Annotated in this window: 20 protein-coding genes; 16 read left to right on the forward strand and 4 right to left on the reverse strand. The window is 60.3% G+C overall.

The genetic code is table 11. From position 1 onward, the window contains the following. Positions 1-90 precede the first annotated feature (90 nt). Complete coding sequence (locus tag GTU76_RS18625; protein WP_007967749.1) at positions 91-1,005, reverse strand: LysR family transcriptional regulator; 915 nt, start codon at positions 1,003-1,005, stop codon at positions 91-93. Positions 1,006-1,183: 178 nt separating this feature from the next. Between GTU76_RS18625 and GTU76_RS18630 the strand changes: the two genes are divergently transcribed. The 15 genes from GTU76_RS18630 to GTU76_RS18700 all read left to right on the forward strand — a co-directional run bounded on the left by GTU76_RS18630 (position 1,184) and on the right by GTU76_RS18700 (position 17,900). Further along, on the forward strand, positions 1,184-1,906 hold the full coding sequence (locus GTU76_RS18630; protein WP_180699282.1) for a tellurite resistance TerB family protein: 723 nt from the start codon (positions 1,184-1,186) through the stop codon (positions 1,904-1,906). A 292-nt stretch (positions 1,907-2,198) separates the two neighbouring features. Further along, positions 2,199-3,821 carry a methyl-accepting chemotaxis protein gene (locus GTU76_RS18635; RefSeq protein WP_180699284.1) on the forward strand — a complete coding sequence of 541 codons (1,623 nt, stop codon included), beginning with the start codon at positions 2,199-2,201 and terminating at the stop codon, positions 3,819-3,821. Further along, positions 3,821-4,357, forward strand: coding sequence for a chemotaxis protein CheW (locus GTU76_RS18640; protein ID WP_016983560.1), 537 nt, complete (start codon positions 3,821-3,823; stop codon positions 4,355-4,357). Before GTU76_RS18635 ends, GTU76_RS18640 begins: the two co-directional genes overlap by 1 nt. Next, complete coding sequence (locus GTU76_RS18645; RefSeq protein WP_180699285.1) at positions 4,354-5,625, forward strand: CheR family methyltransferase; 1,272 nt, start codon at positions 4,354-4,356, stop codon at positions 5,623-5,625. The genes GTU76_RS18640 and GTU76_RS18645 overlap by 4 nt, the downstream gene beginning before the upstream one ends. Next, the gene (locus GTU76_RS18650) at positions 5,622-6,305 is read left to right on the forward strand and encodes a chemotaxis protein CheW (protein ID WP_180699287.1); all 684 of its coding nucleotides are present in this window, start codon (positions 5,622-5,624) and stop codon (positions 6,303-6,305) included. Before GTU76_RS18645 ends, GTU76_RS18650 begins: the two co-directional genes overlap by 4 nt. After that, positions 6,302-8,587 (forward strand): hybrid sensor histidine kinase/response regulator, encoded by a 2,286-nt coding sequence (locus GTU76_RS18655; protein WP_180699288.1) that lies wholly within the window; start codon positions 6,302-6,304, stop codon positions 8,585-8,587. Before GTU76_RS18650 ends, GTU76_RS18655 begins: the two co-directional genes overlap by 4 nt. Further along, positions 8,584-9,594 carry a chemotaxis response regulator protein-glutamate methylesterase gene (gene cheB / locus GTU76_RS18660; RefSeq protein ID WP_180699290.1) on the forward strand — a complete coding sequence of 337 codons (1,011 nt, stop codon included), beginning with the start codon at positions 8,584-8,586 and terminating at the stop codon, positions 9,592-9,594. The genes GTU76_RS18655 and cheB overlap by 4 nt, the downstream gene beginning before the upstream one ends. Before the next feature lie 48 nt (positions 9,595-9,642). Continuing rightward, positions 9,643-10,644: a response regulator gene (locus GTU76_RS18665; protein WP_180699292.1), complete on the forward strand. Its 1,002-nt coding sequence runs from the start codon at positions 9,643-9,645 to the stop codon at positions 10,642-10,644. 311 nt (positions 10,645-10,955) lie between these two features. Further along, a protein-coding gene (gene prfB, locus GTU76_RS18670) for a peptide chain release factor 2 (RefSeq protein WP_099758102.1) occupies positions 10,956-12,051 on the forward strand; the annotation gives its coding sequence in 2 pieces (ribosomal slippage) (positions 10,956-11,027 and positions 11,029-12,051; 1,095 coding nt in all). A gap of 114 nt (positions 12,052-12,165) precedes the next feature. Next, positions 12,166-13,668 (forward strand): lysine--tRNA ligase, encoded by a 1,503-nt coding sequence (gene lysS / locus GTU76_RS18675; protein ID WP_016983551.1) that lies wholly within the window; start codon positions 12,166-12,168, stop codon positions 13,666-13,668. A gap of 105 nt (positions 13,669-13,773) precedes the next feature. Next, on the forward strand, positions 13,774-14,487 hold the full coding sequence (locus GTU76_RS18680; RefSeq protein ID WP_175555734.1) for a TetR/AcrR family transcriptional regulator: 714 nt from the start codon (positions 13,774-13,776) through the stop codon (positions 14,485-14,487). A 162-nt stretch (positions 14,488-14,649) separates the two neighbouring features. Beyond that, the gene (locus tag GTU76_RS18685) at positions 14,650-15,204 is read left to right on the forward strand and encodes a hypothetical protein (RefSeq protein ID WP_016983548.1); all 555 of its coding nucleotides are present in this window, start codon (positions 14,650-14,652) and stop codon (positions 15,202-15,204) included. A 60-nt stretch (positions 15,205-15,264) separates the two neighbouring features. Next, positions 15,265-16,515 carry a flavohemoglobin expression-modulating QEGLA motif protein gene (locus tag GTU76_RS18690; protein ID WP_175555733.1) on the forward strand — a complete coding sequence of 417 codons (1,251 nt, stop codon included), beginning with the start codon at positions 15,265-15,267 and terminating at the stop codon, positions 16,513-16,515. A gap of 153 nt (positions 16,516-16,668) precedes the next feature. Beyond that, positions 16,669-17,574 (forward strand): alpha/beta hydrolase, encoded by a 906-nt coding sequence (locus GTU76_RS18695; RefSeq protein WP_180699293.1) that lies wholly within the window; start codon positions 16,669-16,671, stop codon positions 17,572-17,574. Further along, the gene (locus GTU76_RS18700; protein WP_016983545.1) at positions 17,571-17,900 is read left to right on the forward strand and encodes a PA3694 family proteiin; all 330 of its coding nucleotides are present in this window, start codon (positions 17,571-17,573) and stop codon (positions 17,898-17,900) included. Before GTU76_RS18695 ends, GTU76_RS18700 begins: the two co-directional genes overlap by 4 nt. A 345-nt stretch (positions 17,901-18,245) precedes the next feature. Here GTU76_RS18700 and lptF read toward each other — a convergent pair whose 3' ends face one another. The 3 genes from lptF to GTU76_RS18715 form a co-directional block, all read right to left on the reverse strand. Further along, entirely contained in the window at positions 18,246-19,034 is a 789-nt protein-coding gene (gene lptF, locus GTU76_RS18705) for a lipotoxin F family OmpA-related lipoprotein LptF (RefSeq protein ID WP_180699295.1), read from the reverse strand. Between the two features lie 54 nt (positions 19,035-19,088). Then, a complete protein-coding gene (locus tag GTU76_RS18710) occupies positions 19,089-19,493 on the reverse strand; it encodes a DUF4398 domain-containing protein (protein ID WP_016983303.1) in 405 nt (134 codons plus the stop codon). Positions 19,494-19,871: 378 nt separating this feature from the next. Further along, complete coding sequence (locus tag GTU76_RS18715; RefSeq protein WP_016983304.1) at positions 19,872-20,216, reverse strand: hypothetical protein; 345 nt, start codon at positions 20,214-20,216, stop codon at positions 19,872-19,874. A 213-nt stretch (positions 20,217-20,429) separates the two neighbouring features. On the opposite strand from GTU76_RS18715, the gene ppc reads away from it, so the two are divergent. After that, positions 20,430-23,060, forward strand: a complete 2,631-nt coding sequence (gene ppc, locus GTU76_RS18720) for a phosphoenolpyruvate carboxylase (protein ID WP_180699297.1) — start codon at positions 20,430-20,432, stop codon at positions 23,058-23,060. Positions 23,061-23,354 lie beyond the last annotated feature (294 nt).

Here is a 23,354-nt window from a genome sequence, read left to right on the forward strand (position 1 = left end):
GATATCGGGAGCCGACCGTCTTATAGATGCAGCAAGACTAGTGCGCGGCTCCGAGGTCGACAAATTCTAAATACTGAAGGCAGCATTCGATTAAATAGATGGCTTGCGCCCGCCGTGGGGTTGTTCGCGGGCCACGGTCAGGAATGGGTCGACGAGAGCAGGGCGCGCGGTGCCACGGCGCCAGGCCAGACCGACGTCGAGGGTCTGGTTGAGGTCGGCAATTGGCCGCGCTTCGATGATGTCGCCCTCCAGTGACCACGGGCGATAAGTCATGTCCGGCTGAATCGACACGCCCAAACCGGCGGCGACCAGACTTCGCACCGCTTCGGTCGAGGCGGTTCTGAGGGTGATCTTCGGTTGCAGACCAGCGCCCCGCCACAGGCGTTGGGCGTTGCGATCCATTTCATCGACGTTGAGCTGAATCAGCGGCTCGCGAGCGACGTCAGCGAGGTTGATGCTGTCGTGTTCCAGCAGGGGATGTTGGGCCGGCAGCCACAAACGGTGCGGTGAATGGGTCAGTACTTCAGTCTGCAACGCGTGGCGGTCTTCGAGGTTGGAGAGGATCAATACGCCGACATCGATCTCGCCGCTGACCAGCAAATGCTCAATGTACGGGCGCTCGTCTTCCATTACGCGGATCTCGACATTGGGATACGCGCGCTGAAAACGGGTAAGCAGATCCGCCAGGTAGTAACCGGCAACCAGACTGGTCACACCGACGATCAACTGCCCGGCGACCTGATCGGTGCTTTGCTGAAGGCTACGTTTGGCGTTATCCACAGTCGCCAGAATCAGGTGCGCCTGGCGTAGGAATTGATGACCTTGGTGTGTCAGCGTCATGCCCTTGGCGTGGCGGCTGAACAGGCTGACACCGATTTCTTCTTCCAGTTGCTGGATCGCCAGGGTCAGGGTCGATTGGGAAATGAATGCGGTTTGCGCGGCGGCGGAGATCGAGCCGGTCTCGGCCACGGCGATGAAATGACGGATCTGACGCAGGGTCATCATGAGAAGGGCTACCCAGTGGGCGGTTTTTATAGATTGGCCTGAGTGTATATCTATTTTCACGAACGGCTTGGGCGTACTGAGCAACATCTGGAAGCACACTCGCAAGCAGGGCAGGGGCACTTTCGAACTAGGCTGGAGGCCTTATAGATCCGGATAACCCCTGTTTTGGAGGCGGAACATGAACACCCGTGGATTGCTCGATCAACTACTCAAGTCCGGCCAGGATCTGTTGCAGAACAAGGCCGGTGGTTCGCAGAACAAATCGGCCAGCGGTGGCTTGGGCGGTTTGCTCAGCGGCGCTTCAGGCTCCGGTGGCCTTGGCGGTTTGCTCTCAGGCGCAGGTGGTGGCGCATTGGCGGCCGGCGCGATGGGCTTGTTGCTCGGTAACAAGAAAGTGCGCAAGGTCGGCGGTAAAGTCGCGATCTACGGTGGCCTCGCTGCGCTGGGTGTGCTGGCTTACAAAGCCTACGGCAACTACAACGCGCAAAAAGGCACCGCCCCACAAAGTGAACCGCAGACCCTCGATCGTTTGCCACCGGCGCAGGCCGAACAGCACAGCCAGGCCATTCTCAAGGCGCTGGTCGCTGCCGCGAAGGCCGACGGCCACATCGATGACCGCGAACGCCAACTGATCGAAGGCGAATTCACCAAGCTCGACAACGATCAGGAGCTACAGCACTGGCTGCACGCCGAGCTCAACAAACCCCTGGACCCGACCGATGTCGCCCGCGCCGCGAGCACACCGGAGATGGCGGCAGAGATGTACATTGCCAGCGTGATGCTCGTGGATGAGGAGAACTTCATGGAGAAGAGCTATCTGGATGAACTGGCGCGGCAGTTGAAGCTGGAGCCGGGGTTGAAGGTGGAACTGGAGAAGCAGGTGCGCATCGCATCGGCGTAAACCCGGCTGATCCCCTTCGCGAGCAAGCTCGCTCCCACAGGGTATTGCGTTCCAATGTGAGAGCGAGCTTGCTCGCGAAGGCATTTTCCGGCCACAGCGACGGCACTGACCATTCCATCGTCCCTTTTTGCCATTACCCCACTGGCACGCCCACCCGCAATTGTCGGACAGTCCCACCCCAGAGCCTTCCCGCCAACCCCGCCGGACAGGCACGAGGGTCAAAAGCGTCTTATAAATGAAACAGCGCCCTCGGCTATACTCCCCGCATTTCGATCAGGCACGAGGAATCACTGTGAAGAACTGGACGTTGCGCCAACGCATTTTGGCGAGCTTTGCGGTGATTATCGCCATCATGTTGCTGATGGTCGTCGTCTCGTATTCGCGACTATTGAAGATCGAGGCCAGTGAAAACAGCGTGCGCGATGACGCGATTCCCGGCGTCTATTACAGCTCGATGATTCGTGGCGCGTGGGTCGACAGCTATCTGCAGACTCAGGAACTGCTCGGGCTCAAGGAAGGCGAGGGGATTTCCAGCGAGGACGCGGCAGACTACAAGGCTTTCGAGGCGCGTTTGCAGGAGCAAATGGAGAACTATCGCAAGACCATGGCGACCGACGAGGATCGTCTCGAGTTCGCCGCGTTCGAGAAGTACCACGACGCCTACCTCCAGATTCAGGATGCCGTGCTGGACCTGCACAAGCGTAACCTGGAAGCCGATGCGGTCAGGATGTTCCACGACAAGCTCACGCCCGCCTGGTATTCCGGGCGTATGAAGCTCAACGACATCATCGGTGAAAACAAGAGAGTCGCCGATGAGGCCATGAACAATATCGACGAGGCTGTGGCGGCTGCCAAAGTCAGCATGTTCATTTCCCTGTTGGTCGCCGTCCTGGCCGCTGGTTTGTGTGGGCTGTTGTTGATGCGCGCAATCATGGCGCCGATGAACCGCATCGTGCAGATCCTCGAAACCATGCGCACCGGCGACCTCAGTTCGCGCCTGAACCTCGACCGCAAGGATGAATTCGGCGCTGTGGAAACCGGCTTCAACGACATGATGACCGAGCTGACCGCACTGGTGTCCCAGGCACAGCGTTCGTCAGTGCAGGTCACCACCTCGGTGACCGAGATCGCCGCCACCTCCAAGCAACAGCAAGCCACCGCCACCGAAACCGCTGCGACCACCACCGAAATCGGCGCAACGTCCCGAGAGATCGCCGCCACCTCGCGCGATCTGGTGCGCACCATGACTGAAGTGTCCACCGCGGCCGATCAGGCCTCGGTGCTCGCCGGCTCCGGCCAGCAAGGCTTGGCGCGCATGGAAGACACCATGCACTCGGTGATGGGCGCGGCCGATCTGGTCAATGCCAAACTGGCGATCCTCAATGAGAAGGCCGGCAACATCAACCAGGTGGTGGTGACCATCGTCAAGGTTGCCGACCAGACCAACCTGTTGTCGCTCAACGCAGCGATCGAAGCCGAGAAGGCCGGTGAATACGGTCGCGGTTTCGCCGTGGTTGCAACTGAAGTGCGACGGCTGGCGGATCAGACCGCTGTCGCCACTTACGACATCGAACAGATGGTTCGCGAGATTCAGTCGGCGGTGTCGGCGGGTGTGATGGGCATGGACAAATTCTCCGAAGAAGTGCGTCGCGGCATGTCTGAAGTGCAGCAGGTCGGCGAACAGCTGTCGCAGATCATCCATCAGGTGCAGGCGCTGGCGCCACGGGTGCTGATGGTCAACGAAGGTATGCAGGCGCAGGCCACCGGTGCCGAGCAGATCAACCACGCGCTGGTGCAGTTGGGCGACGCCAGCAGCCAGACCGTCGAATCGTTGCGTCAGGCCAGTTTCGCCATCGACGAACTGAGCCAAGTGGCCGTCGGGCTGCGCAGCGGCGTTTCGCGATTCAAAGTCTGATGAGCGAAATCATCGCCAAACGCAGCGCTGCGCAGGTGGCGAAGCCGGCGTTGTTCCTGCTGTTTCGCATCAGCAGCGAGCGTTACGCCCTGCGCGCCACCGAAGTGGCGGAGGTACTGCCGCGCCTGCCGTTGAAGCCGATTGCGCGCGCGCCGCAGTGGGTCGCCGGGGTGTTTGCCTATCGCGGTGCGGTGGTGCCGGTGATCGACCTCAGTGCATTGACCTTTGGCCATCCCGCCGAGGCGCGCACCAGTACACGGCTGGTGTTGGTGAATTATCAGCCGGATGAAGCGCAGCCGGCGCAATGGCTCGGGCTGATTCTCGAACAGGCCACCGACACCCTGCGTTGCCATCCGCACGAGTTTCAGCCTTACGGCCTCGACAACCGCGAGGCGCCATACCTCGGCCCTGTTCGCGAAGATGCGCAGGGATTGGTGCAATGGGTGCGGGTCAATGACTTGCTCGATGACGAGGTGCGCGCCTTGCTGTTCCCCGATCGTCCGCTGAGTCCGGCGCAGCTCGAGGCGCAGACATGAGCAGCGATCAGCGTTTTTTCGACTTTCTCAAAGAACGCATCGGCCTTGATGTGACGTCGGTGGGTCCGGCGATCATTGAGCGGGCCTTGCGGCAGCGTACAACGCTCTCGCAAGCGGCGCATGCCGATGAGTATTGGCAGTTGCTGCAAGGCTCGCGGGATGAGCAACAGGCGTTGATCGAAGCAGTGATCGTCCCGGAAACGTGGTTTTTCCGTTACCCGGAATCCTTCGCCACGCTGGGCAAACTGGCGCGCAATCGCCTCGCCGAGCTGAACAACATGCGCGCGCTGCGTATCCTCAGCCTGCCGTGCTCCACCGGCGAAGAACCCTATTCGATTGCCATGGCCTTGCTCGATGCCGGGCTTAAACCGCACCAGTTCAAGGTCGATGGCATGGACGTCAGTCCGCTGTCGGTGGAGAAGGCGCGGCGCGCGCTGTATGGCAAAAACTCGTTTCGCGGCCAGGATCTGGACTTTCGCGAACGGCATTTCACCCCTGAGCAGGACGGCCATCGGGTCAACGAGAACGTACGTGAGCAGGTGCGCTTGCAGGTCGGCAATGTTCTGAATCCGACGCTTCTGGCCAGTGAGCCGGCGTTCGATTTCGTGTTCTGCCGCAATCTGTTGATCTATTTCGATCAGCCGACGCAAAAACTGGTGTTCGAGGTGCTCAAGCGCCTGACCCATTTCGATGGCGTGCTGTTTATCGGCCCGGCCGAGGGCAGTCTGCTCGGGCGTTTGGGCATGCGCTCAATCGGTATCCCGCAATCCTTTGCCTTCAGCCGCCACAGCGACCCGCACCCCGAGCCGCTGCCGACAGCAAAACCGGTCGCGGTGCCGATCAGCCAGCCGCAGCGCAACACACCGCCAGTGCCGGTGCGCAATCGACCGTTTGCCGTCGTACCGCCGCTGCCGATCGCCAGTAAAAGCGCGAACCCGGACGCGGCGACGTTGCTGGCCAACATCGCCGCGCTGGCCAACGAGGGTAAAAGTGCCGAAGCGCGCGCCGCGTGTGAACAGTATTTGCGCAGCCACGAACCGGTGGCCCAGGTGTTCTACTGGCTCGGCTTGCTCAGTGATGTCGCCGGCCTGACCCTCGAAGCCCAGGGATTCTATCGCAAGGCTTTGTACCTCGAACCGCAACACCCCGAAGCGTTGATGCACCTGGCTGCGCTGCTTCAGGCCCAGGGCGACACGGCGGGTGCCAGACGATTGCAGGAGCGCGCCGCCCGCAGCGGCCGCACCGCTGACAGTGAGCGTAAACGATGATCCCGTCCGACACCTTGAACGTCACCCACGAAGACGCCCGGGCCATCGATGATTGCTGGAACCGCATCGGCATTCATGGCGACAAGTCCTGCCCGCTGCTGGAAGAGCATATTCATTGCCGCAATTGCTCGGTGTATTCCGCCGCCGCCACGCGCTTGCTTGACCGTTATGCGTTGCAGCAGGACGAGCGCGACCCGGTGGCGATCGCTGTGGAAAGCGATGTGAAAACCCGCTCGCTGCTGATGTTCCGGCTCGGCGAAGAATGGCTGGGGCTGGCGACGCGCAGTCTCGTCGAAGTGGCGCCGCTGCAAGCGATTCACTCGCTGCCGCACCAGCGCTCGCGAGCCTTGCTCGGCGTGGCCAATGTGCGTGGCGCGCTGGTGGCGTGCCTGTCACTGGTTGAATTGCTCGATCTGGATGGCAACGTCGCGCCGGCCACAGGTGTGCGAATCATGCCGCGCATGTTGATCATTGCTGCCCATGGCGGGCCGGTGGTGGTGCCGGTGGATGAGGTCGACGGCATTCATGCCATCGACGAGCGCATTCTTGATGCGGCATCGCAGTCCGGCGCGCAAACCAGTGCCAAATACACCCGTGGTGTTCTGCAATATCGAGGGCGCAGCCTGCGTTGGCTGGATGAAGAACAGCTGCTGTCCGCCGTGACCCGGAGCCTCACATGACCCCCGAGCAAATGCGCGACGCCTCGCTGCTGGAGTTGTTCAGCCTCGAAGCCGAAGCGCAGACCCAAGTACTCAGCGCCGGGTTGCTGGCACTCGAGCGCAACCCGACTCAGGCCGATCAACTGGAATCGTGCATGCGCGCGGCGCACTCGCTCAAAGGCGCGGCACGAATTGTCGGCATCGACAGCGGCGTCAGCGTCGCCCATGTCATGGAAGATTGTCTGGTCAGCGCGCAAGAAGGGCGCTTGTTACTGCGCCCCGAACATATCGATGCGTTGTTGCAGGGCACCGATTTGCTGATGCGCGTTGCGACGCCAGCGAATGCTCCGCAACCGGCTGACATCGAAGCGTATGTGGCGTTGATGGCGCAGTTGCTGGATCCATCGTCCTCGCCCGTTGTCGCAACGCCAGTCATGGCCGAATTGCAACTGGAAGCTCCGCGAGTTGAGCCGACACCGCCAGCGCCCGTTATCGACGTTCCGACTGAGATGCCAGAGCCAGCGCCACGCAACAACAAACGCACCACCGAAGGTGGCGAACGCGTCTTGCGCGTTACCGCCGAACGCCTGAACAGTCTGCTCGATCTGTCGAGTAAATCGCTGGTGGAAACCCAGCGGCTTAAGCCGCACCTGGCGACCATGCAGCGTCTCAAGCGCATGCAGAACAACGGTCTGCGTGCGCTGGAAAACCTCAACGTCCACCTCAAGGAGCACGCGCTGAGCCTTGAAGCGCTGGAAGCCTTGGAGGACGCGCGCCGTTTGCTCGCCGAATCCCAGCAACTGCTGAGTGAGAAAAACGCCGAACTCGACGAATTCGCCTGGCAGGCCAGCCAGCGCGCGCAAGTGCTCTACGACACCGCGCTGGCCTGCCGCATGCGGCCCTTCGCCGATGTGCTGACCGGTCAAGTGCGCATGGTGCGGGATCTGGGTCGCAGCCTTGGCAAACAGGTACGCCTGGAGATCGAAGGCGAAAAAACCCAGGTCGACCGCGACGTGCTGGAGAAACTCGAAGCACCGCTGACGCATTTGCTGCGCAACGCTGTCGATCACGGCATCGAAACCCCTGAGCAGCGTCTGCTTAAAGGCAAATCAGAAGAGGGCCTGATCCGCCTGCGCGCCTCGCATCAGGCCGGTCTGCTGGTGCTGGAACTGAGCGATGACGGCAATGGCGTCGACCTGGAGAAGGTCCGCCGCAGCATCGTCGAGCGGCAGTTATCACCAGCCGAAACCGCAGCGCAGCTAAGCGAAGAAGAACTGCTGACCTTCCTCTTTCTGCCCGGTTTCAGCTTGCGCGACACGGTCACCGAAGTGTCCGGGCGGGGCGTTGGCCTCGATGCCGTCCAACACATGGTTCGTCAGTTGCGCGGTGCGGTGGTGCTGGAGCAGACGGCGGGCGAGGGCAGTCGCTTCCATCTGGAAGTGCCGCTGACCTTGTCGGTGGTGCGCAGCCTGGTCGTCGAAGTCGGCGAAGAGGCGTATGCCTTCCCGCTGGCGCACATCGAGCGCATGTGTGATCTGGCGCCGGAAGACATCGTGCAAGTCGAGGGCCGTCAGCATTTCTGGCACGAAGGCCAGCATGTCGGGCTGGTTGCGGCCAGTCAGTTGCTCAACCGCCCGGCCAGCCAGAACAGCGGCGAAACCCTTAAAGTCGTGGTTATTCGCGAGCGCGATACGATTTATGGCGTCGCCGTGGAGCGTTTCATTGGCGAGCGCACGCTGGTGGTCTTGCCACTCGACGAACGTCTGGGCAAAGTGCAGGACATCTCTGCCGGCGCTTTGCTTGACGACGGCTCGGTGGTGTTGATCGTCGATGTCGAAGACATGCTGCGTTCGGTGGACAAACTGCTCAATACCGGGCGCCTTGAGCGCATCGCCCGTCATGGCAATCAGGCCGCCGAGGCGGCGCGAAAGCGGGTGCTGGTGGTCGACGATTCGCTGACCGTGCGCGAGCTGCAACGCAAACTGCTGCTCAATCGCGGCTACGACGTCGCGGTGGCGGTGGACGGCATGGACGGTTGGAACGCGCTGCGTTCGGAGGACTTCGATTTGCTGATCACCGACATCGACATGCCGCGCATGGACGGCATCGAACTGGTCACATTGCTGCGCCGCGATAACCGTCTGCAATCGCTGCCGGTGATGGTCGTGTCGTACAAGGATCGGGAAGAGGATCGTCGCCGTGGCCTCGATGCCGGCGCCGACTATTATTTAGCCAAAGCCAGTTTTCATGACGACGCCCTGCTCGACGCAGTGGTCGAGCTTATCGGAGGAGCGCGGGCATGAAGATCGCAATCGTCAACGACATGCCCATGGCGGTAGAGGCGCTGCGCCGGGCGCTGGCCTTCGAGCCGGCGCATCAGGTGGTCTGGGTCGCCCGCAACGGTGCCGAGGCGGTGCAACTGTGCGCCGAAAACACCCCGGACCTGATCCTGATGGATCTGATCATGCCGGTGATGGATGGCGTCGAAGCGACTCGGCGGATCATGGCTGAAACCCCATGCGCGATCGTCATCGTCACCGTCGACCGTCAGCAAAACGTGCACCGGGTCTTCGAGGCCATGGGCCACGGCGCGCTGGACGTGGTCGATACCCCGGCCCTCGGCGTCGGTGATGCTCGGGAAGCGGCAGCGCCGTTGTTGCGCAAAATCCTGAACATCGGCTGGCTGATCGGCGAGAAACCGCAACGCTCACGCCCGGTACCGACTGCCCAGCGCAGCTCCGCTTCGTGCCAGCGATTGGTGGCGATCGGCTCATCGGCAGGTGGGCCGGCGGCGCTGGAGGTGTTGCTCAAAGGCTTGCCGAAAGATTTCTCGGCGGCGATTGTGCTGGTGCAGCACGTCGATCAGGTATTCGCCGCTGGCATGGCAGAGTGGCTGGCCAGCGCCAGCGGCCTCGATGTACGACTCGCCCGCGAAGGCGAACCGCCACAGGCCGGCGCGGTGCTGCTGGCCGGCACCAATCACCATATTCGCTTATTGAAAAACGGCACGCTGGCCTACACCGCCGAGCCGGTCAACGAGATCTATCGACCCTCGATCGATGTGTTTTTCGAGAGTGTCGCCAGCTATTGGAATGGCGACGCCGTCGGGGTTTTATTGACCGGGATGGGGCGCGACGGCGCGCAAGGGCTTAAGCTCATGCGCCAACAGGGTTACCTGACCATCGCGCAGGATCAGCAAAGCAGTGCGGTGTACGGCATGCCCAAGGCCGCTGCGGCCATTGATGCCGCCGTAGAAATACGTCCGCTGGAAAGAATAGCGCCACGATTGCAGGAGATTTTCCCCAGATGATCAGGTCAATCCGCAATCCTGGCCCCCGCAGTACTCAGGTGACCGCCCATGAATGACTTACAGATCGACGACATTAAAACCGACGAAAACGCCGCCATGGTGTTGTTGGTGGATGATCAGGCGATGATCGGCGAAGCCGTGCGCCGTGGGCTGTCGAATCAGGAAAACATCGACTTCCACTTCTGTTCCGACCCGCAGCAGGCCATTGCCCAGGCGGTGCGGATCAAACCGACGGTGATCCTGCAGGACCTGGTGATGCCCGGCCTCGATGGCCTGAGCCTGGTGCGCGAATACCGCAATCACCCGGCGACCAAGGACATTCCGATCATCGTCCTGTCGACCAAGGAAGACCCGCTGATCAAGAGCGCGGCGTTCTCCGCTGGGGCCAACGACTATCTGGTGAAACTGCCGGACACCATCGAACTGGTGGCGCGCATCCGCTATCACTCGCGCTCCTACATGACTTTGTTGCAACGCGATGCCGCGTACCGCGCGCTACGGGTCAGCCAGCAGCAACTGCTCGACACCAATCTGGTGTTGCAACGCTTGATGAACTCCGATGGTCTGACCGGACTGTCCAACCGCCGCCACTTCGACGAGTACCTGGAACTGGAGTGGCGCCGCTCGCAGCGTGACCAGAGCCAGTTGTCGTTGCTGATGATCGACGTTGATTACTTCAAGTCCTACAACGACAGCTTTGGCCACGTTGAAGGGGATGAGGCGTTGCGCAAGGTCGCCACGGCGATTCGTGATGCCAGCGCGCGACCGTCGGACCTGCCGGCGCGTTATGGCGGTGAGGAGTTTGTGCTGGTGCTGCCGAACACCTCGCCGGGCGGCGCGCGACTGGTCGCGGAAAAGCTGCGGCAGACTGTGGTTTCGCTGAAGATTCCGCACAACACTCCGGCGGAAGGGGCGAGTCTTACGATCAGTATTGGTCTGGCGACGATGGTGCCGCAGGCGGGCAGTGATTGCCGGTTGCTGATTTCGGCGGCGGACCGGGGCCTGTACCTGGCCAAGAACAACGGGCGTAATCAGGTCGGGATCGAGTAACGCCCTTTCCCTCACCCCAGCCCTCTCCCAGAGGGAGAGGGGGCCGACCGAGGTGTCTGGCGCTGTACATCGACCTGATCGACCGAGTCGATTATGGATCTGCAAGCTTGGCATTTCCGGATTCAGCCAAGCCCTTTCACGTCGGCGTACCTCTCAAATATCCCCCAATCGGTCCCCTCTACCTCTGGGAGAGGGCTAGGGTGAGGGCAAAGGCTTTAATGATCCCCACACCCGCCAGACGGGCTGCCGTCACAGCCTGATTACGTTATACTCGCCGGCTTTCAAAAGTTCGCCAACGAGTGCTGCCCGTCATGGAAATCAACCCGATCCTGAACACCATCAAGGACCTGTCCGAGCGCTCCGAAACTATTCGGGGGTATCTTTGACTACGATCAAAAGCATGAGCGTCTGACCGAAGTCAATCGCGAGCTTGAAGATCCGAGTGTCTGGAACAAACCTGAATACGCCCAGGAACTGGGCCGCGAGCGCGCCGCGCTGGCACAGATCGTCGATACTCTCGACGAACTGAACGGCGGTTTGGCCGATTGCCGCGACCTGCTGGACATGGCCGTCGAAGAAAACGACGAAGGCGCAGTGGGCGATGTCGTCGCCGAGCTGGCCCGTCTCGAGGAAAATCTGGCCAAGCTGGAATTCCGTCGCATGTTCAGCCATGAAATGGACCCGAACAACGCCTACCTGGACATCCAGGCCGGCTCCGGCGGCACCGAAGCCCAGGACTGGGCCAACATCCTCCTGCGCATGTACCTGCGCTGGGCGGATAAACGCGGTTTCGACGCGACCATCATGGAACTGTCGGCTGGTGAAGTCGCCGGTATCAAAGGCGCGACCGTGCACATCAAGGGCGAATACGCCTTTGGCTGGCTGCGTACCGAGATCGGCGTGCACCGTCTGGTGCGCAAGAGCCCGTTCGACTCCGGCAACCGTCGCCACACTTCGTTCTCCGCGGTTTTCGTCTCGCCAGAGATCGACGACAAGGTGGAAATCGAAATCAACCCGGCAGACCTGCGGATCGACACCTATCGTTCCTCCGGTGCCGGTGGTCAGCACGTAAACACCACCGACTCGGCCGTACGTATCACTCACGTACCGACCAACACCGTGGTCAGCTGCCAGAACGAACGTTCCCAGCACGCCAACAAGGACACCGCCATGAAAATGCTGCGGGCCAAGTTGTACGAGCAGGAAATGCAGAAACGCAACGCCGCGTCGCAAGCGCTGGAAGACACCAAGTCCGACATCGGCTGGGGTCACCAGATTCGCTCGTACGTGCTCGATGCGTCGCGGATCAAGGATCTGCGCACCAACATCGAACGCAGCGACTGCGACAAGGTACTCGACGGTGATATCGACGAATACCTGGAAGCCAGCCTGAAATCCGGGCTGTAAAAGACGCAATACAGCATCGGCTGATTCAGCACGATCCCTGTAGGAGCCAGCCCTGCTGGCGATCCCCGGGCCGCAAGGTCAGGGGGCAACGAACCTGATGGAATATCTAAAGACATGAGCGACCAACAACTCGACCCGCAAGCCCTGCAACAGGAAGAAAACTCCCTGATCGCCCTGCGCAAGGAAAAGCTGGCTGCCGAGCGCGCCAAGGGCAACGCCTTCCCGAATGACTTCCGCCGCGAAAACTACTGCGAAGATCTGCAGAAGAAATACGCGGACAAGACCAAGGAAGAGCTGGCAGAGGCTGCAATCCCGGTCAAGGTTGCCGGTCGCATCATGCTCAACCGTGGCTCGTTCATGGTGATTCAGGACATGACCGGTCGCATCCAGGTCTACGTCAACCGTAAAACCTTGTCGGAAGACACCCTGGCCGCGGTAAAAACCTGGGACATGGGCGACATCATTGCCGCCGAAGGCACTCTGGCGCGTTCCGGCAAGGGCGACCTGTACGTTGAAATGACCAGCGTGCGTCTGCTGACCAAATCGCTGCGTCCGCTGCCGGACAAGCATCACGGCCTGACCGACACCGAACAGCGCTACCGTCAGCGCTACGTTGACCTGATCGTCAACGAAGAAGTGCGTCAGACCTTCCGCGTGCGTTCGCAAGTGATCGCGCACATCCGCAGCTTCCTGATGAAGCGCGACTTCCTCGAAGTCGAAACGCCGATGCTGCAGACCATTCCGGGCGGCGCTGCTGCCAAGCCGTTCGAAACCCACCACAACGCGCTGGACATGGAAATGTTCCTGCGCATCGCCCCTGAGCTGTACCTCAAGCGTCTGGTGGTTGGTGGCTTTGAAAAGGTTTTCGAGATCAACCGCAACTTCCGAAACGAAGGCGTTTCGACTCGTCACAACCCTGAATTCACCATGTTGGAGTTCTACCAGGCTTACGCCGACTACGAAGACAACATGGACCTGACCGAAGAACTGTTCCGTGAACTGGCGCAGCTGGTGCTGGGCAGCACCGACGTGCCGTACGGCGACAAGGTGTTCCACTTCGGCGAGCCGTTCGTGCGCCTGTCGGTGTTCGACTCGATCCTCAAGTACAACCCTGAGCTGACCGCCGATGATCTGAACGACATCGACAAGGCTCGCGCCATCGCCAAGAAGGCCGGCGCCAAGGTGCTGGGCTTCGAAGGTCTGGGCAAGCTGCAGGTGATGATTTTCGAAGAGCTGGTCGAGCACAAGCTGGAACAGCCGCACTTCATCACTCAGTATCCGTTCGAAGTGTCGCCGCTGGCCCGTCGCAACGATGACAACCCGAACGTCACCGACCGTTTCGAGCTGTTCATCGGTGGCCGTGAAATCGCCAACGCCTACTCCGAGTTGAACGACGCGGAAGACCAGGCCGAGCGCTTCATGGCGCAGGTGGCCGACAAGGACGCTGGCGACGACGAAGCCATGCACTACGACGCCGACTTCGTGCGCGCGCTGGAGTACGGCATGCCGCCAACGGCGGGTGAAGGCATCGGCATCGACCGTCTGGTGATGTTGCTGACCAACTCACCGTCGATCCGCGATGTGATCCTGTTCCCGCACATGCGACCGCAAGCGTAAACGTTTCAGTTGAAAAGCCGCCTAAAACAGGCGGCTTTTTATTGCCTGTCTGGTACAAATGTATCAATTGGTTACTTTTGAAATAGCAGAGGAAGTCCAGTCGTGATGGTTGCAATCGCTCAAGAAGGTGCAGCGGGTATCGCCACTGCGGTCGCTGAAAGTGTTCAGTACCAGGGTCGCAAGGCCAGCCGACAGGGCAGTGAGCAGCGTCGACAGGACATTCTCGACGCCGCGATGAGGATTGTCGTGCGCGACGGCGTGCGCGCCGTGCGCCACCGCGCCGTGGCTGCCGAGGCCGGTGTGCCGTTGTCGGCGACCACCTATTACTTCAAGGATATCGACGACCTGCTCACCGATACCTTCGCTCAATACGTCGAGCGCAGCGCTGCGTACATGGCCAAGTTGTGGATCAACAATGAAGGCCTGTTGCGTGACATGGTCGTCAGTGGCGACGGCAGTCCGGAGTCGCGCTCGCAACTGGCCGACGATATTGCGCGGCTGATGGCGGACTACGTGCACCGGCAGTTGGTCAACCGTCGTGAGCACTTGATGGCTGAACAGGCGTTCCGTCAGGAGGCGTTGCTCAACCCGCGTCTGGCGATTCTGGTGCGCTCGCATCAGCAGATTCTGCTGCAGGGCACTTGCCAGTTGTTTCAGGTATTGGGCTCGCGCGAACCGCAACAGGATGCCAAGGTGTTGACGGCGATTATCGGACGGATGGAATATCAGGGCCTGCTCAACGACGCCGAGCCTTTGGCCGAAGAGGACATGCTCGGCATTCTGACGCGCTACATGCACCTGGTGCTCGCGTCGGTCTGATCCTCAGGGGAAACACCGAACCCTGTGGGAGCGAGCTTGCTCGCGAAGACGGACTGACATTCAACACTAATGTTGGCTGTGCTGACGCTTTCGCGAGCAAGCTCGCTCCCACAGGTTCGGTGGAGTATTCAAGGGGCGGCGAATGTTCATAGGGAGTATTGAATGAAAGCCTGGCGTGGCGTGCTGATCGCCTTGTCGTTCCTGCTGCTCGGTGGCTGTCTGGTGACCTTCAAGGAGCCGCTGGCCGCCAGTGACCCGGCGCCCAAGGGCCTGCTCGGCAAATGGTCGAGCACCAATGCCTGGGGCGATCCGATGAACCTTGAGCTGACGCGATTGGGCAACGATCGCTATCAGGCCGTTACGTACTTCAAGGCCAAACCCCACGAACGCGAAGCCTATCCCTTCACCGTGTCGCGCCACGGCAACCGCTGGTATCTGTCGGCGAAAGTCCCCGCGCAGTACGGTGGCCATTTCACCATCGCCGGTTTCGAACTCACCGACAAACACGAACTGGTGGTCTACAACCTCGATCTCGAGCAGATCAATCAAGCGATCAAACAGAAAGCCCTCGACGGTCAGGTCTTCCAGACCGACGATGGCGACGGTGTGCAAGTCGACAGTAATCTCGACAAGGTCTTTGCTTACCTCGACGATCCGGCCAATTCCGATGTTTTCGTCGAAGCTGTGCGCTACCAGCGTCAGGCCCGCGCCAAATAATTCAGACCGTCAGGTTTTCTACAGGAGTTTCGGGTGGACGATTACCAGCAGACGATACGCATGTTGTCCGACCGCATTGTGCTGGCGCAGACGCCGATCCGTGTGCTCGACGCGGTCAAGTGGGACGAGAATATCCGCAAGGGTTTCCTCAAGGCCAAGGGCAAGGAAATGCCCGCCATTGATCGCGACTACTACCTCAATCGGCCGCTGAGCTTTGATTCGAGCAAGGTCAAACTGGAGTTCCAGAACATCGAGCGCGACATCACCCGCCAGCTCGGCCAGTTCAACCCGGTCGGGCAGATCATGCGGCGCATGTGCAAGGAATACCGCATGGTGGTGCGCATGCTCGAAGCGCGCGGCACCGAGGATTTCGGTCTGATCTCGCAAGAGCTGTACGGCGCCGCGTCCGATGCTTTCCACGCTGGTGACCCGACGCTGGCCGATCTCGGCCTGATGATGTCCGACTATCTGAACAACATTGATGGCCGTGGCGATCTGAAGGACGAGCCGAAAATCCTCACCGCCAAGGACGCCGTTCACCTGCTGCAGACTCGTCTGAACAAGGTTTTTGGCGAGGCTGAGGAAACCATCCGCGTGTTTGAGTCCGACGGCATCGTTGCCGACGCGGCGGCGGGCGCGGATTACATCAAGATCCGCACCGACGCGATGTTCAACGACCGCGACGTGCGCGCGCTGGAAGTCCACGAGGGCCTGGTGCACGTTGGCACCACGCTCAACGGTTTGAACCAGCCGATTTGCACCTTCCTGTCCAAAGGCCCGCCGTCGTCGACAGTGACGCAGGAAGGCCTGGCGATCCTCATGGAAATCATCACCTTCGCCTCTTACCCGAGCCGCCTGCGCAAACTGACCAACCGCACCCGCGCCATTCACATGGTCGAGGAGGGCGCGGACTTCTTGCAGATCTTCGAGTTCTTCCGCGAGCAGGGTTTTGAAATGGCAGAAAGTTATGGCAACGCCAGTCGGGTTTTCCGTGGATCGACGCCGACCGGTCTGCCATTCACCAAAGACTTGTCCTACCTCAAGGGCTTTATCATGGTTTACAACTACATTCAGTTGGCCGTGCGTAAAGGCAAGCTTGAGCAGATTCCGTTGTTGTTCTGCGGCAAGACCACGCTGGAAGACATGCGTACCTTGCGTCAGTTGGTGGATGAGGGACTGGTGGTGCCGCCGAAATATCTGCCGGACCAGTTCCGCGATTTGAATGCATTGTCGGCATGGATGTGCTTCTCCAACTTCCTCAATCATTTGAGCCTGGACCGGATCGAAGCGGATTACTCCAACATTCTCTAGCCCACACACTAACCCCCTGTAGGAGTGAGCCTGCTCGCGATAGCGGTGTGTCAATCAACACAAATAGCGACTGAAACACCGCTATCGCGAGCAGGCTCACTCCTACAGTTTTTAATGGTGTTCCAATCCGAATCTTTTGCGAGGTTTCACCGGATGAGAATCCTCGGCATCTTCTGCCTGCTCTTGACCCTCGGCGGTTGCAGCTCTTTGTTGTTCTATCCCGAGCCGGGCCAGATTTTTACCCCGGAAAAAGCCAAACTCGAATACCGCACCGTCACGCTGGTCACGGCGGATGGCCTCAAGCTCAATGCCTGGTGGCTGCCGGCCAAACCCGGCGTAGAGGTCAAGGGCACCGTCCTGCACCTGCACGGCAACGGCGGCAATCTGCCGATGCACTTGGGCGGCAGTTGGTGGCTGCCGAAAAATGGCTATCAAGTGCTGCTGGTGGACTATCGCGGGTATGGCTTGTCCGAGGGCGAGCCGAGTTTGCCGGCGATCTATCAGGACATCGACGCGGCGTTTGCGTGGCTGGACAAGGCGTCGGAAGTCAAAGGTAAACCGCTGGTGCTGCTCGGCCAGAGCCTCGGCGGTTCAATGGCCGTGCATTGGCTGGTGCAGCATCCCGAGCGGCAAAAACAGCTGAAAGCGCTGGTGCTAGACGGTGTGCCCGCCAGCTATCGCAGCGTTGGCCAATATGCTCTCAGCACCTCGTGGCTAACCTGGCCATTTCAGGTGCCGCTGTCGTGGCTGGTGCCGGACAGTGACAGCGCAATCAACTCGATGCCGCAGCTCAACGGCGTGCCGAAACTGATCTACCACAGTATCGACGATCCGCTGGTGCCGCTTTCCAACGGTATCCGTCTGTATCAAGCTGCGCCGCCCCCGCGCGTGCTGCAACTGACCCGTGGCGGGCATGTGCAGACGTTTGGCGATCCGGTGTGGCGCCAAGTGATGCTGCGCTATCTGGAGGATCCAGAGCATTTCAACGGCCTGCGTCGCCTCGGCGAAATCCCCAATTACCCGCAACCCCCGAATTCTGAAGATGAGAGTCCGCAATGAGTGAAGAACGTAACGCCATCCCGCTGATCATCACCGGTATCTGCAGCATCCTCGGCACCGTCGGGGCGCTGTGGTACTACGGTTACCTGCATTTCGCCAAACCCGAGGATGCGTTGCTGCTCAATGAATTCACCATGCTCAAGACTGTGCCGGGTGAGGATTACAAAGTCTCTCTGGATCCGGCACCGCAAGTGGCGCAGTGCATTGATGGCGTGCTGGTGTTGTTTGATACCGAGCAGAAAGGCCTGACCGGCGTGTTGATCAATGCACAGAAAAAAGCGGTGCGTTGCATGGGCGAAGAGACCCCGCAGAAGCTGCAAGAGTGATTCTGCAGGTTCAGCCCTCACCCTAACCCTCTCCCAGAGGGAGAGGGGACTGACCGAGGTGTTCTTTCGCTATGCGCCGACCTGATCCATCGTTTCGAACACAAATTCTGAAAGCCCCTCACCCCAGCCCTCTCCCTCGGGAGAGGGCTTTTTTGTGGGGGCCGCGATTTCAGCCCGCACAAAAAAACCAGCCTGATCCCTTGTGTCGAACACAAATTCTGAAAGCACCACAAATCAGCTCCCTCTCCCTCGGGAGAGGGCTGGGGTGAGGGGCCGCGATATCAGCCCCCACAAAAAAGCCCCACCTGATCACTCAGGCGGGGCTTTTGCGTTACAGCAGGGCGCTTAGTTCGAGCTGACCGCCGAACGCGGCATCACTGGCTGGTTGTCGTTGGAAATGGTCACTTCCACCCGACGGTTCATCGCACGGCCGGAGGCGCTGCCGTTCTCGGCAACCGGGTATTCCTTGCCGTAGCCTTGAGTGACGATGCGCGCTGGATCAACGCCCATTTTCACCAGCGCGGTGCGCACGGAGTTGGCGCGACGCTCGGACAGCGACTGGTTGTGGCTGGCGGTCCCGGTGCTGTCGGTGTAACCCTCGACGATCACTTTGCGATCAGGGTTTTCCTGGAGGAATTGCGCCAGTTTGTTGATGTTCACCAAACCGCTGGATTTCAGGTCAGCACGATCGGTGGCGAACAGCACGTCACCGAAAGTCACCAGCGTACCGCGATCGGTCTGCTTGGCGTTCAGGCTGTCCTGCAGCTGCTTGATCTGCTGATCGCGAGCATCCAGGCGCGCCTGGGCACGTTGCGCGGCGGCGTTCTTCAGATTGTTTTCAGCGGTGCGCAGGGCGATGGTCTGCTTGGCCACTTCCACGCGCTGGTTGGTCAGGTAGGCCAGTTGGTCGACTTTGGCCGTGTCTTGCTTGTCCAGATAAGCCTTGTCGGCCTTGTCCAGGTAGTCGCTGGCGTCTTTGGTTTCCAGTGCTGCGACTTTGCTCGCCTGTGGGTTGGCTTGCAGGCCGGCGTAGTTGGTACGCGCCTGTTCCAGGTTCGGGTTAGGCGGAGTCGAGCACGCAGCCAGAGCAACACTTGCAGCCAGAAGAGCGGGGATCATCAGTTGCTTACGCATAATTTTCGTCCTTTCTATCGATAAAAGTTTCAGCTTTGCGATCGGGATGCGCGCTTACTGCACGGTGCGCTGACTTTCCTGACGCAGTTCCTGAACACCTTTCTGGGAATCCTTCACAGCCTGTTCGGCTTTTGCGGCCTGAGCCTTGCGTTCTGCGACGCGAGCGTCCCACTCGGCTTGCTCGGACAGGGTGCGCGCTTCGTCATACTTCTTGTCGTGCATGGCGATTTCGGCTTGTTTCAGTTTGTCCTGCGCTTGCTTCATCTCAACGGCAGCAAACTCGGTACCGCCGGCGCTGACCGCGCTGTTCACGGCCGACTGGGTCACGGCGTACTGCTCGGTCGGCGGGTTACCGGCGCAACCAGCCAGCACGAAGCTGGTGCCGATGGCCAGAGCGGCCAGTTTCAGACCGCGCAAGTGTGCAAATGTGGTTTGGTTTTTCATGGTCTTCAACTCCATTAGGCATCTCCTGAATACATCTGAATCCATCCTGGTCGAGGAGCCGCAAGCGACGTGTGAAAGCGCGTTTTTGAAACGCTCGTTCCAGGCGTGGTTACAGGTTCCGACCGGCGGGATTTTTCAAAAGTTCAGAAAAGATGGCCTATCGCCAAAATATTTTTTGACCGAATGGACAAGGCTCTAGGGCGGGAACTTTGGCGGCAGAGAGTGGTACGCGCTGGAGTTTCCAATACTGAAAACAAGTCGATCTGGAGGCAAAAATGCAGTCAATGTGGGAGCGAGCCTGCTCGCGAAAGCGGTGTGCCAGTCGCCATCAATGTCGACTGATATACCGCATTCGCGAGCAGGCTCGCTCCCACAGTTTTGGACTAGGTTGTGTCAGTGTTTTTGCTTGCCTTCAACAGCCGACAGGTCATGCAGATGCCGGCGCGACAACGCCAGAAACCGCGGCGTAGGCCCGACATCCTCATACAACGGATCACCTTCCTCATCCGTCGCCACCACCGTCGAACCTTTCACATACGGCAGGCTCGCTTCAAACTCTTCGAGCGCTGCGCCAATCAGTTCACCGAGCAGTTCTTCGGCATGCCGTTTCGGGTACATCTCGGCAATCGCCGCCAGCCGTGCGGCGGCTTCAACGTCCAGATGAATCGTGTAGCCAGTGTCGGTCAGGCGACCCTTGGCGTTTTCTTCCCAATGCTGGGCGAGTTCACGAATTTTCATGATGACCTCATTTCGCGCCTGCTCATGGCAGGCCTGGGTGAGTGTCCGGCAGCGCCGGCGGCAAGCCGTTGTACGGCTTACTGTTGAGACTAGCTTTTGTCCGCAAGGTTTAAAGTCCCTTGGTCGGCTGCTTGTAAGAAGCGTCGTAGAGCGGCACTCTCTAGGTCATGCACTCGTTTCTAAGCCGTCCGGATTACTGCTGGGGAATTGCTGATGACCGATATTGATGCACGCTTGCGCGAAGACGTTCACCTGCTCGGAGAGCTGTTGGGCAACACCATTCGAGACCAGTACGGCGAGGCTTTCCTCGACAAGATCGAGCAGATTCGCAAGGGCGCCAAGGCCGATCGCCGTGGCTCGATGGACGCTGAACTGAGCGCCAGCCTCAATCAATTGAGCGAAGACGAATTGCTCCCGGTGGCGCGGGCGTTCAACCAGTTTCTCAATCTGGCGAACATCGCCGAGCAGTATCAGTTGATTCATCGGCGCGAAGAGTCGCAGCCGGCGCCGTTCGAATCTCGAGTATTGCCGGAATTGCTCGCGCGTTTGCGTAACGAAGGCCACAGCGCTGAATCGCTGGCCCGGCAATTGGCGCGGCTGGAAATCGAACTGGTACTGACCGCGCACCCGACCGAAGTCGCGCGACGCACGCTGATCCAGAAATACGATGCGATCGCCGGGCAACTCGCGGCGCAAGATCATCGCGACCTGACCAGCGCCGAACGCGAACAGATTCAGAACACCCTGCAACGCCTGATCGCCGAAGCCTGGCACACCGAAGAGATCCGCCGCACGCGCCCGACGCCGGTCGATGAAGCCAAGTGGGGTTTCGCGGTGATCGAACATTCGCTGTGGCAGGCGATTCCCAACCATATGCGCAAGGCCGACAAGGCGTTGCATGAAGCAACCGGCCTGCGTCTGCCACTGGAAGCGGCGCCGATTCGCTTCGCGTCGTGGATGGGCGGCGACCGTGACGGCAACCCCAACGTCACCGCTGCGGTGACCCGCGAAGTGCTGCTGCTGGCGCGCTGGATGGCCGCGGATTTGTACCTGCGCGATGTCGATCATCTCGCGGCTGAACTGTCGATGCAGCAGGCCAGCGAAGCCCTCAAAGCCAAGGCTGGCGACAGTGCCGAACCGTATCGTGCGGTGCTCAAACAACTGCGCGAACGTCTGCGCGCCACGCGCAACTGGGCACACGCCGCGCTGACCGCACCGACACCAGCGCCGGCCGATGTGTTGCACAACAACCGCGATCTGCTCGATCCGCTGGAACTGTGCTTTAACTCGCTGCACGAATGCGGCATGGGCGTGATTGCGGATGGCCCGCTGCTTGATTGCTTGCGTCGGGCGGTGACTTTTGGCCTGTTCCTCGTGCGTCTGGATGTGCGTCAGGACTCGTCGCGGCACAGTTCGGCGATGACCGAAATCACCGATTACCTCGGTCTCGGTCGTTATGAAGACTGGGACGAAGAGCAACGCATCACCTTTCTGACCCGCGAACTGAGCAATCGCCGGCCACTGCTGCCAGCACATTTCAAACCCTCGGCCGACACCGCTGAAGTGCTCAACACCTGCAAGGAAATCGCCGCCGCACCGGGCGCTTCGCTCGGTTCCTACGTGATCTCCATGGCTGGCGCCGCTTCCGATGTGCTCGCCGTGCAACTGCTGCTCAAAGAGTCCGGCGTGTTGCGGCCGATGCGCGTGGTGCCGCTGTTCGAAACCCTCGCCGACCTCGACAACGCCGGGCCGGTGATGGAGCGTTTGTTGCTGCTGCCGGGTTATCGCGCGCGGCTGCAAGGTCCGCAGGAAGTGATGATCGGTTATTCCGATTCGGCCAAGGACGCCGGCACTACGGCGGCGGCCTGGGCGCAATATCGCGCGCAGGAACGCCTGGTGGAAATCTGCCGCGAGCAACAAGTCGAACTGCTGCTGTTCCACGGTCGCGGCGGCACTGTGGGCCGTGGCGGTGGCCCGGCCCACGCGGCGATTCTGTCGCAGCCACCCGGGTCGGTGGCCGGGCGTTTCCGCACCACCGAGCAGGGGGAAATGATTCGCTTCAAATTCGGCCTGCCGGACATCGCCGAGCAAAACCTCAATCTGTATCTGGCGGCGGTGCTTGAAGCGACATTGCTGCCACCACCGCCACCGACACCGGAATGGCGTCATCTGATGGACGAATTGGCGGCTGACGGAGTCAGTGCTTATCGCCAGGTGGTGCGGGAAAACCCGCAGTTCGTCGAGTACTTCCGCCAGTCCACCCCGGAGCAGGAACTGGGCCGTTTGCCGCTCGGCAGTCGGCCGGCCAAACGTCGTGCGGGCGGTATCGAGAGTCTGCGAGCAATTCCGTGGATCTTCGGCTGGACGCAAACGCGGCTGATGCTGCCGGCGTGGCTCGGTTGGGAATCGGCGCTGAGCAAAGCGCTGGAGCGCGGTGAAGGCGAGTTGCTCGGGCAGATGCGCGAGCAGTGGCCGTTCTTCCGCACCCGTATCGACATGCTGGAAATGGTCCTGGCCAAGGCAGATGCGGACATCGCACTGTCCTACGATCAGCGTCTGGTCGAGCCGGACTTGCTGCCGTTGGGCGCGCAGTTACGCGACCTATTGTCGCAGGCGTGCACGGTGGTGCTCGGCCTGACTGGCCAGTCGCAGCTGCTGGCACATAGCCCGGACACCCTTGAATTCATCCGGTTGCGCAACACCTACCTCGACCCGCTGCATCTATTGCAGGCCGAATTGCTGGCCCGCTCGCGGCAGCAGGATGTCGAGCAGGGCAGCCCGGTGGAACAGGCGTTGCTGGTGTCTGTGGCGGGGATTGCCGCCGGTTTGCGAAATACCGGCTAACGTTTTTGTCGTGGGGCGCGGTAGCCGGACGAAGACCTGGCTGTCACGTTGCCTGACCGGCGAAAGTGCCGCCAGGCGACAGTTAAGGATGGGGTTGCGACTTGGGTTACCGCGTCGCGAGGTCGCGGGGGGCGTCGGTTTCTCCGACTTTTGGCGTCTTGTGTGGGCGCAGCCTGCTGTGTATCTTGATCAGCCTTTGGCCGTTTGTGCGGCCACGACCCGTATTTTCAGGATTCGTCCCAAGCGGCGAATCCTTTGTTTTGTAAAAGCTTTTTATAAAAAAATTGAGGAGCA

The organism is Pseudomonas crudilactis, from assembly GCF_013433315.1.
Classification (GTDB): Bacteria; Pseudomonadota; Gammaproteobacteria; order Pseudomonadales; family Pseudomonadaceae; genus Aquipseudomonas; species Aquipseudomonas crudilactis.

Bases quoted from the DNA above. Each gene is read 5' to 3' on its own strand.
- GTU76_RS18665 (WP_180699292.1), top strand. From the start codon at position 9,643: ATGAATGACTTACAGATCGACGACATTAAAACCGACGAAAACGCCGCC.
- lysS (WP_016983551.1), top strand. From the start codon at position 12,166: ATGAGCGACCAACAACTCGACCCGCAAGCCCTGCAACAGGAAGAAAAC.
- GTU76_RS18625 (WP_007967749.1), bottom strand. From the start codon at position 1,005: ATGATGACCCTGCGTCAGATCCGTCATTTCATCGCCGTGGCCGAGACC.
- GTU76_RS18680 (WP_175555734.1), top strand. From the start codon at position 13,774: ATGGTTGCAATCGCTCAAGAAGGTGCAGCGGGTATCGCCACTGCGGTC.
- GTU76_RS18650 (WP_180699287.1), top strand. From the start codon at position 5,622: ATGATCCCGTCCGACACCTTGAACGTCACCCACGAAGACGCCCGGGCC.
- GTU76_RS18685 (WP_016983548.1), top strand. From the start codon at position 14,650: ATGAAAGCCTGGCGTGGCGTGCTGATCGCCTTGTCGTTCCTGCTGCTC.
- GTU76_RS18645 (WP_180699285.1), top strand. From the start codon at position 4,354: ATGAGCAGCGATCAGCGTTTTTTCGACTTTCTCAAAGAACGCATCGGC.
- GTU76_RS18710 (WP_016983303.1), bottom strand. From the start codon at position 19,493: ATGGAGTTGAAGACCATGAAAAACCAAACCACATTTGCACACTTGCGC.
- GTU76_RS18655 (WP_180699288.1), top strand. From the start codon at position 6,302: ATGACCCCCGAGCAAATGCGCGACGCCTCGCTGCTGGAGTTGTTCAGC.
- cheB (WP_180699290.1), top strand. From the start codon at position 8,584: ATGAAGATCGCAATCGTCAACGACATGCCCATGGCGGTAGAGGCGCTG.
- GTU76_RS18690 (WP_175555733.1), top strand. From the start codon at position 15,265: ATGTTGTCCGACCGCATTGTGCTGGCGCAGACGCCGATCCGTGTGCTC.
- GTU76_RS18640 (WP_016983560.1), top strand. From the start codon at position 3,821: ATGAGCGAAATCATCGCCAAACGCAGCGCTGCGCAGGTGGCGAAGCCG.
- GTU76_RS18700 (WP_016983545.1), top strand. From the start codon at position 17,571: ATGAGTGAAGAACGTAACGCCATCCCGCTGATCATCACCGGTATCTGC.
- GTU76_RS18715 (WP_016983304.1), bottom strand. From the start codon at position 20,216: ATGAAAATTCGTGAACTCGCCCAGCATTGGGAAGAAAACGCCAAGGGT.
- GTU76_RS18695 (WP_180699293.1), top strand. From the start codon at position 16,669: ATGAGAATCCTCGGCATCTTCTGCCTGCTCTTGACCCTCGGCGGTTGC.
- ppc (WP_180699297.1), top strand. From the start codon at position 20,430: ATGACCGATATTGATGCACGCTTGCGCGAAGACGTTCACCTGCTCGGA.
- GTU76_RS18630 (WP_180699282.1), top strand. From the start codon at position 1,184: ATGAACACCCGTGGATTGCTCGATCAACTACTCAAGTCCGGCCAGGAT.
- lptF (WP_180699295.1), bottom strand. From the start codon at position 19,034: ATGCGTAAGCAACTGATGATCCCCGCTCTTCTGGCTGCAAGTGTTGCT.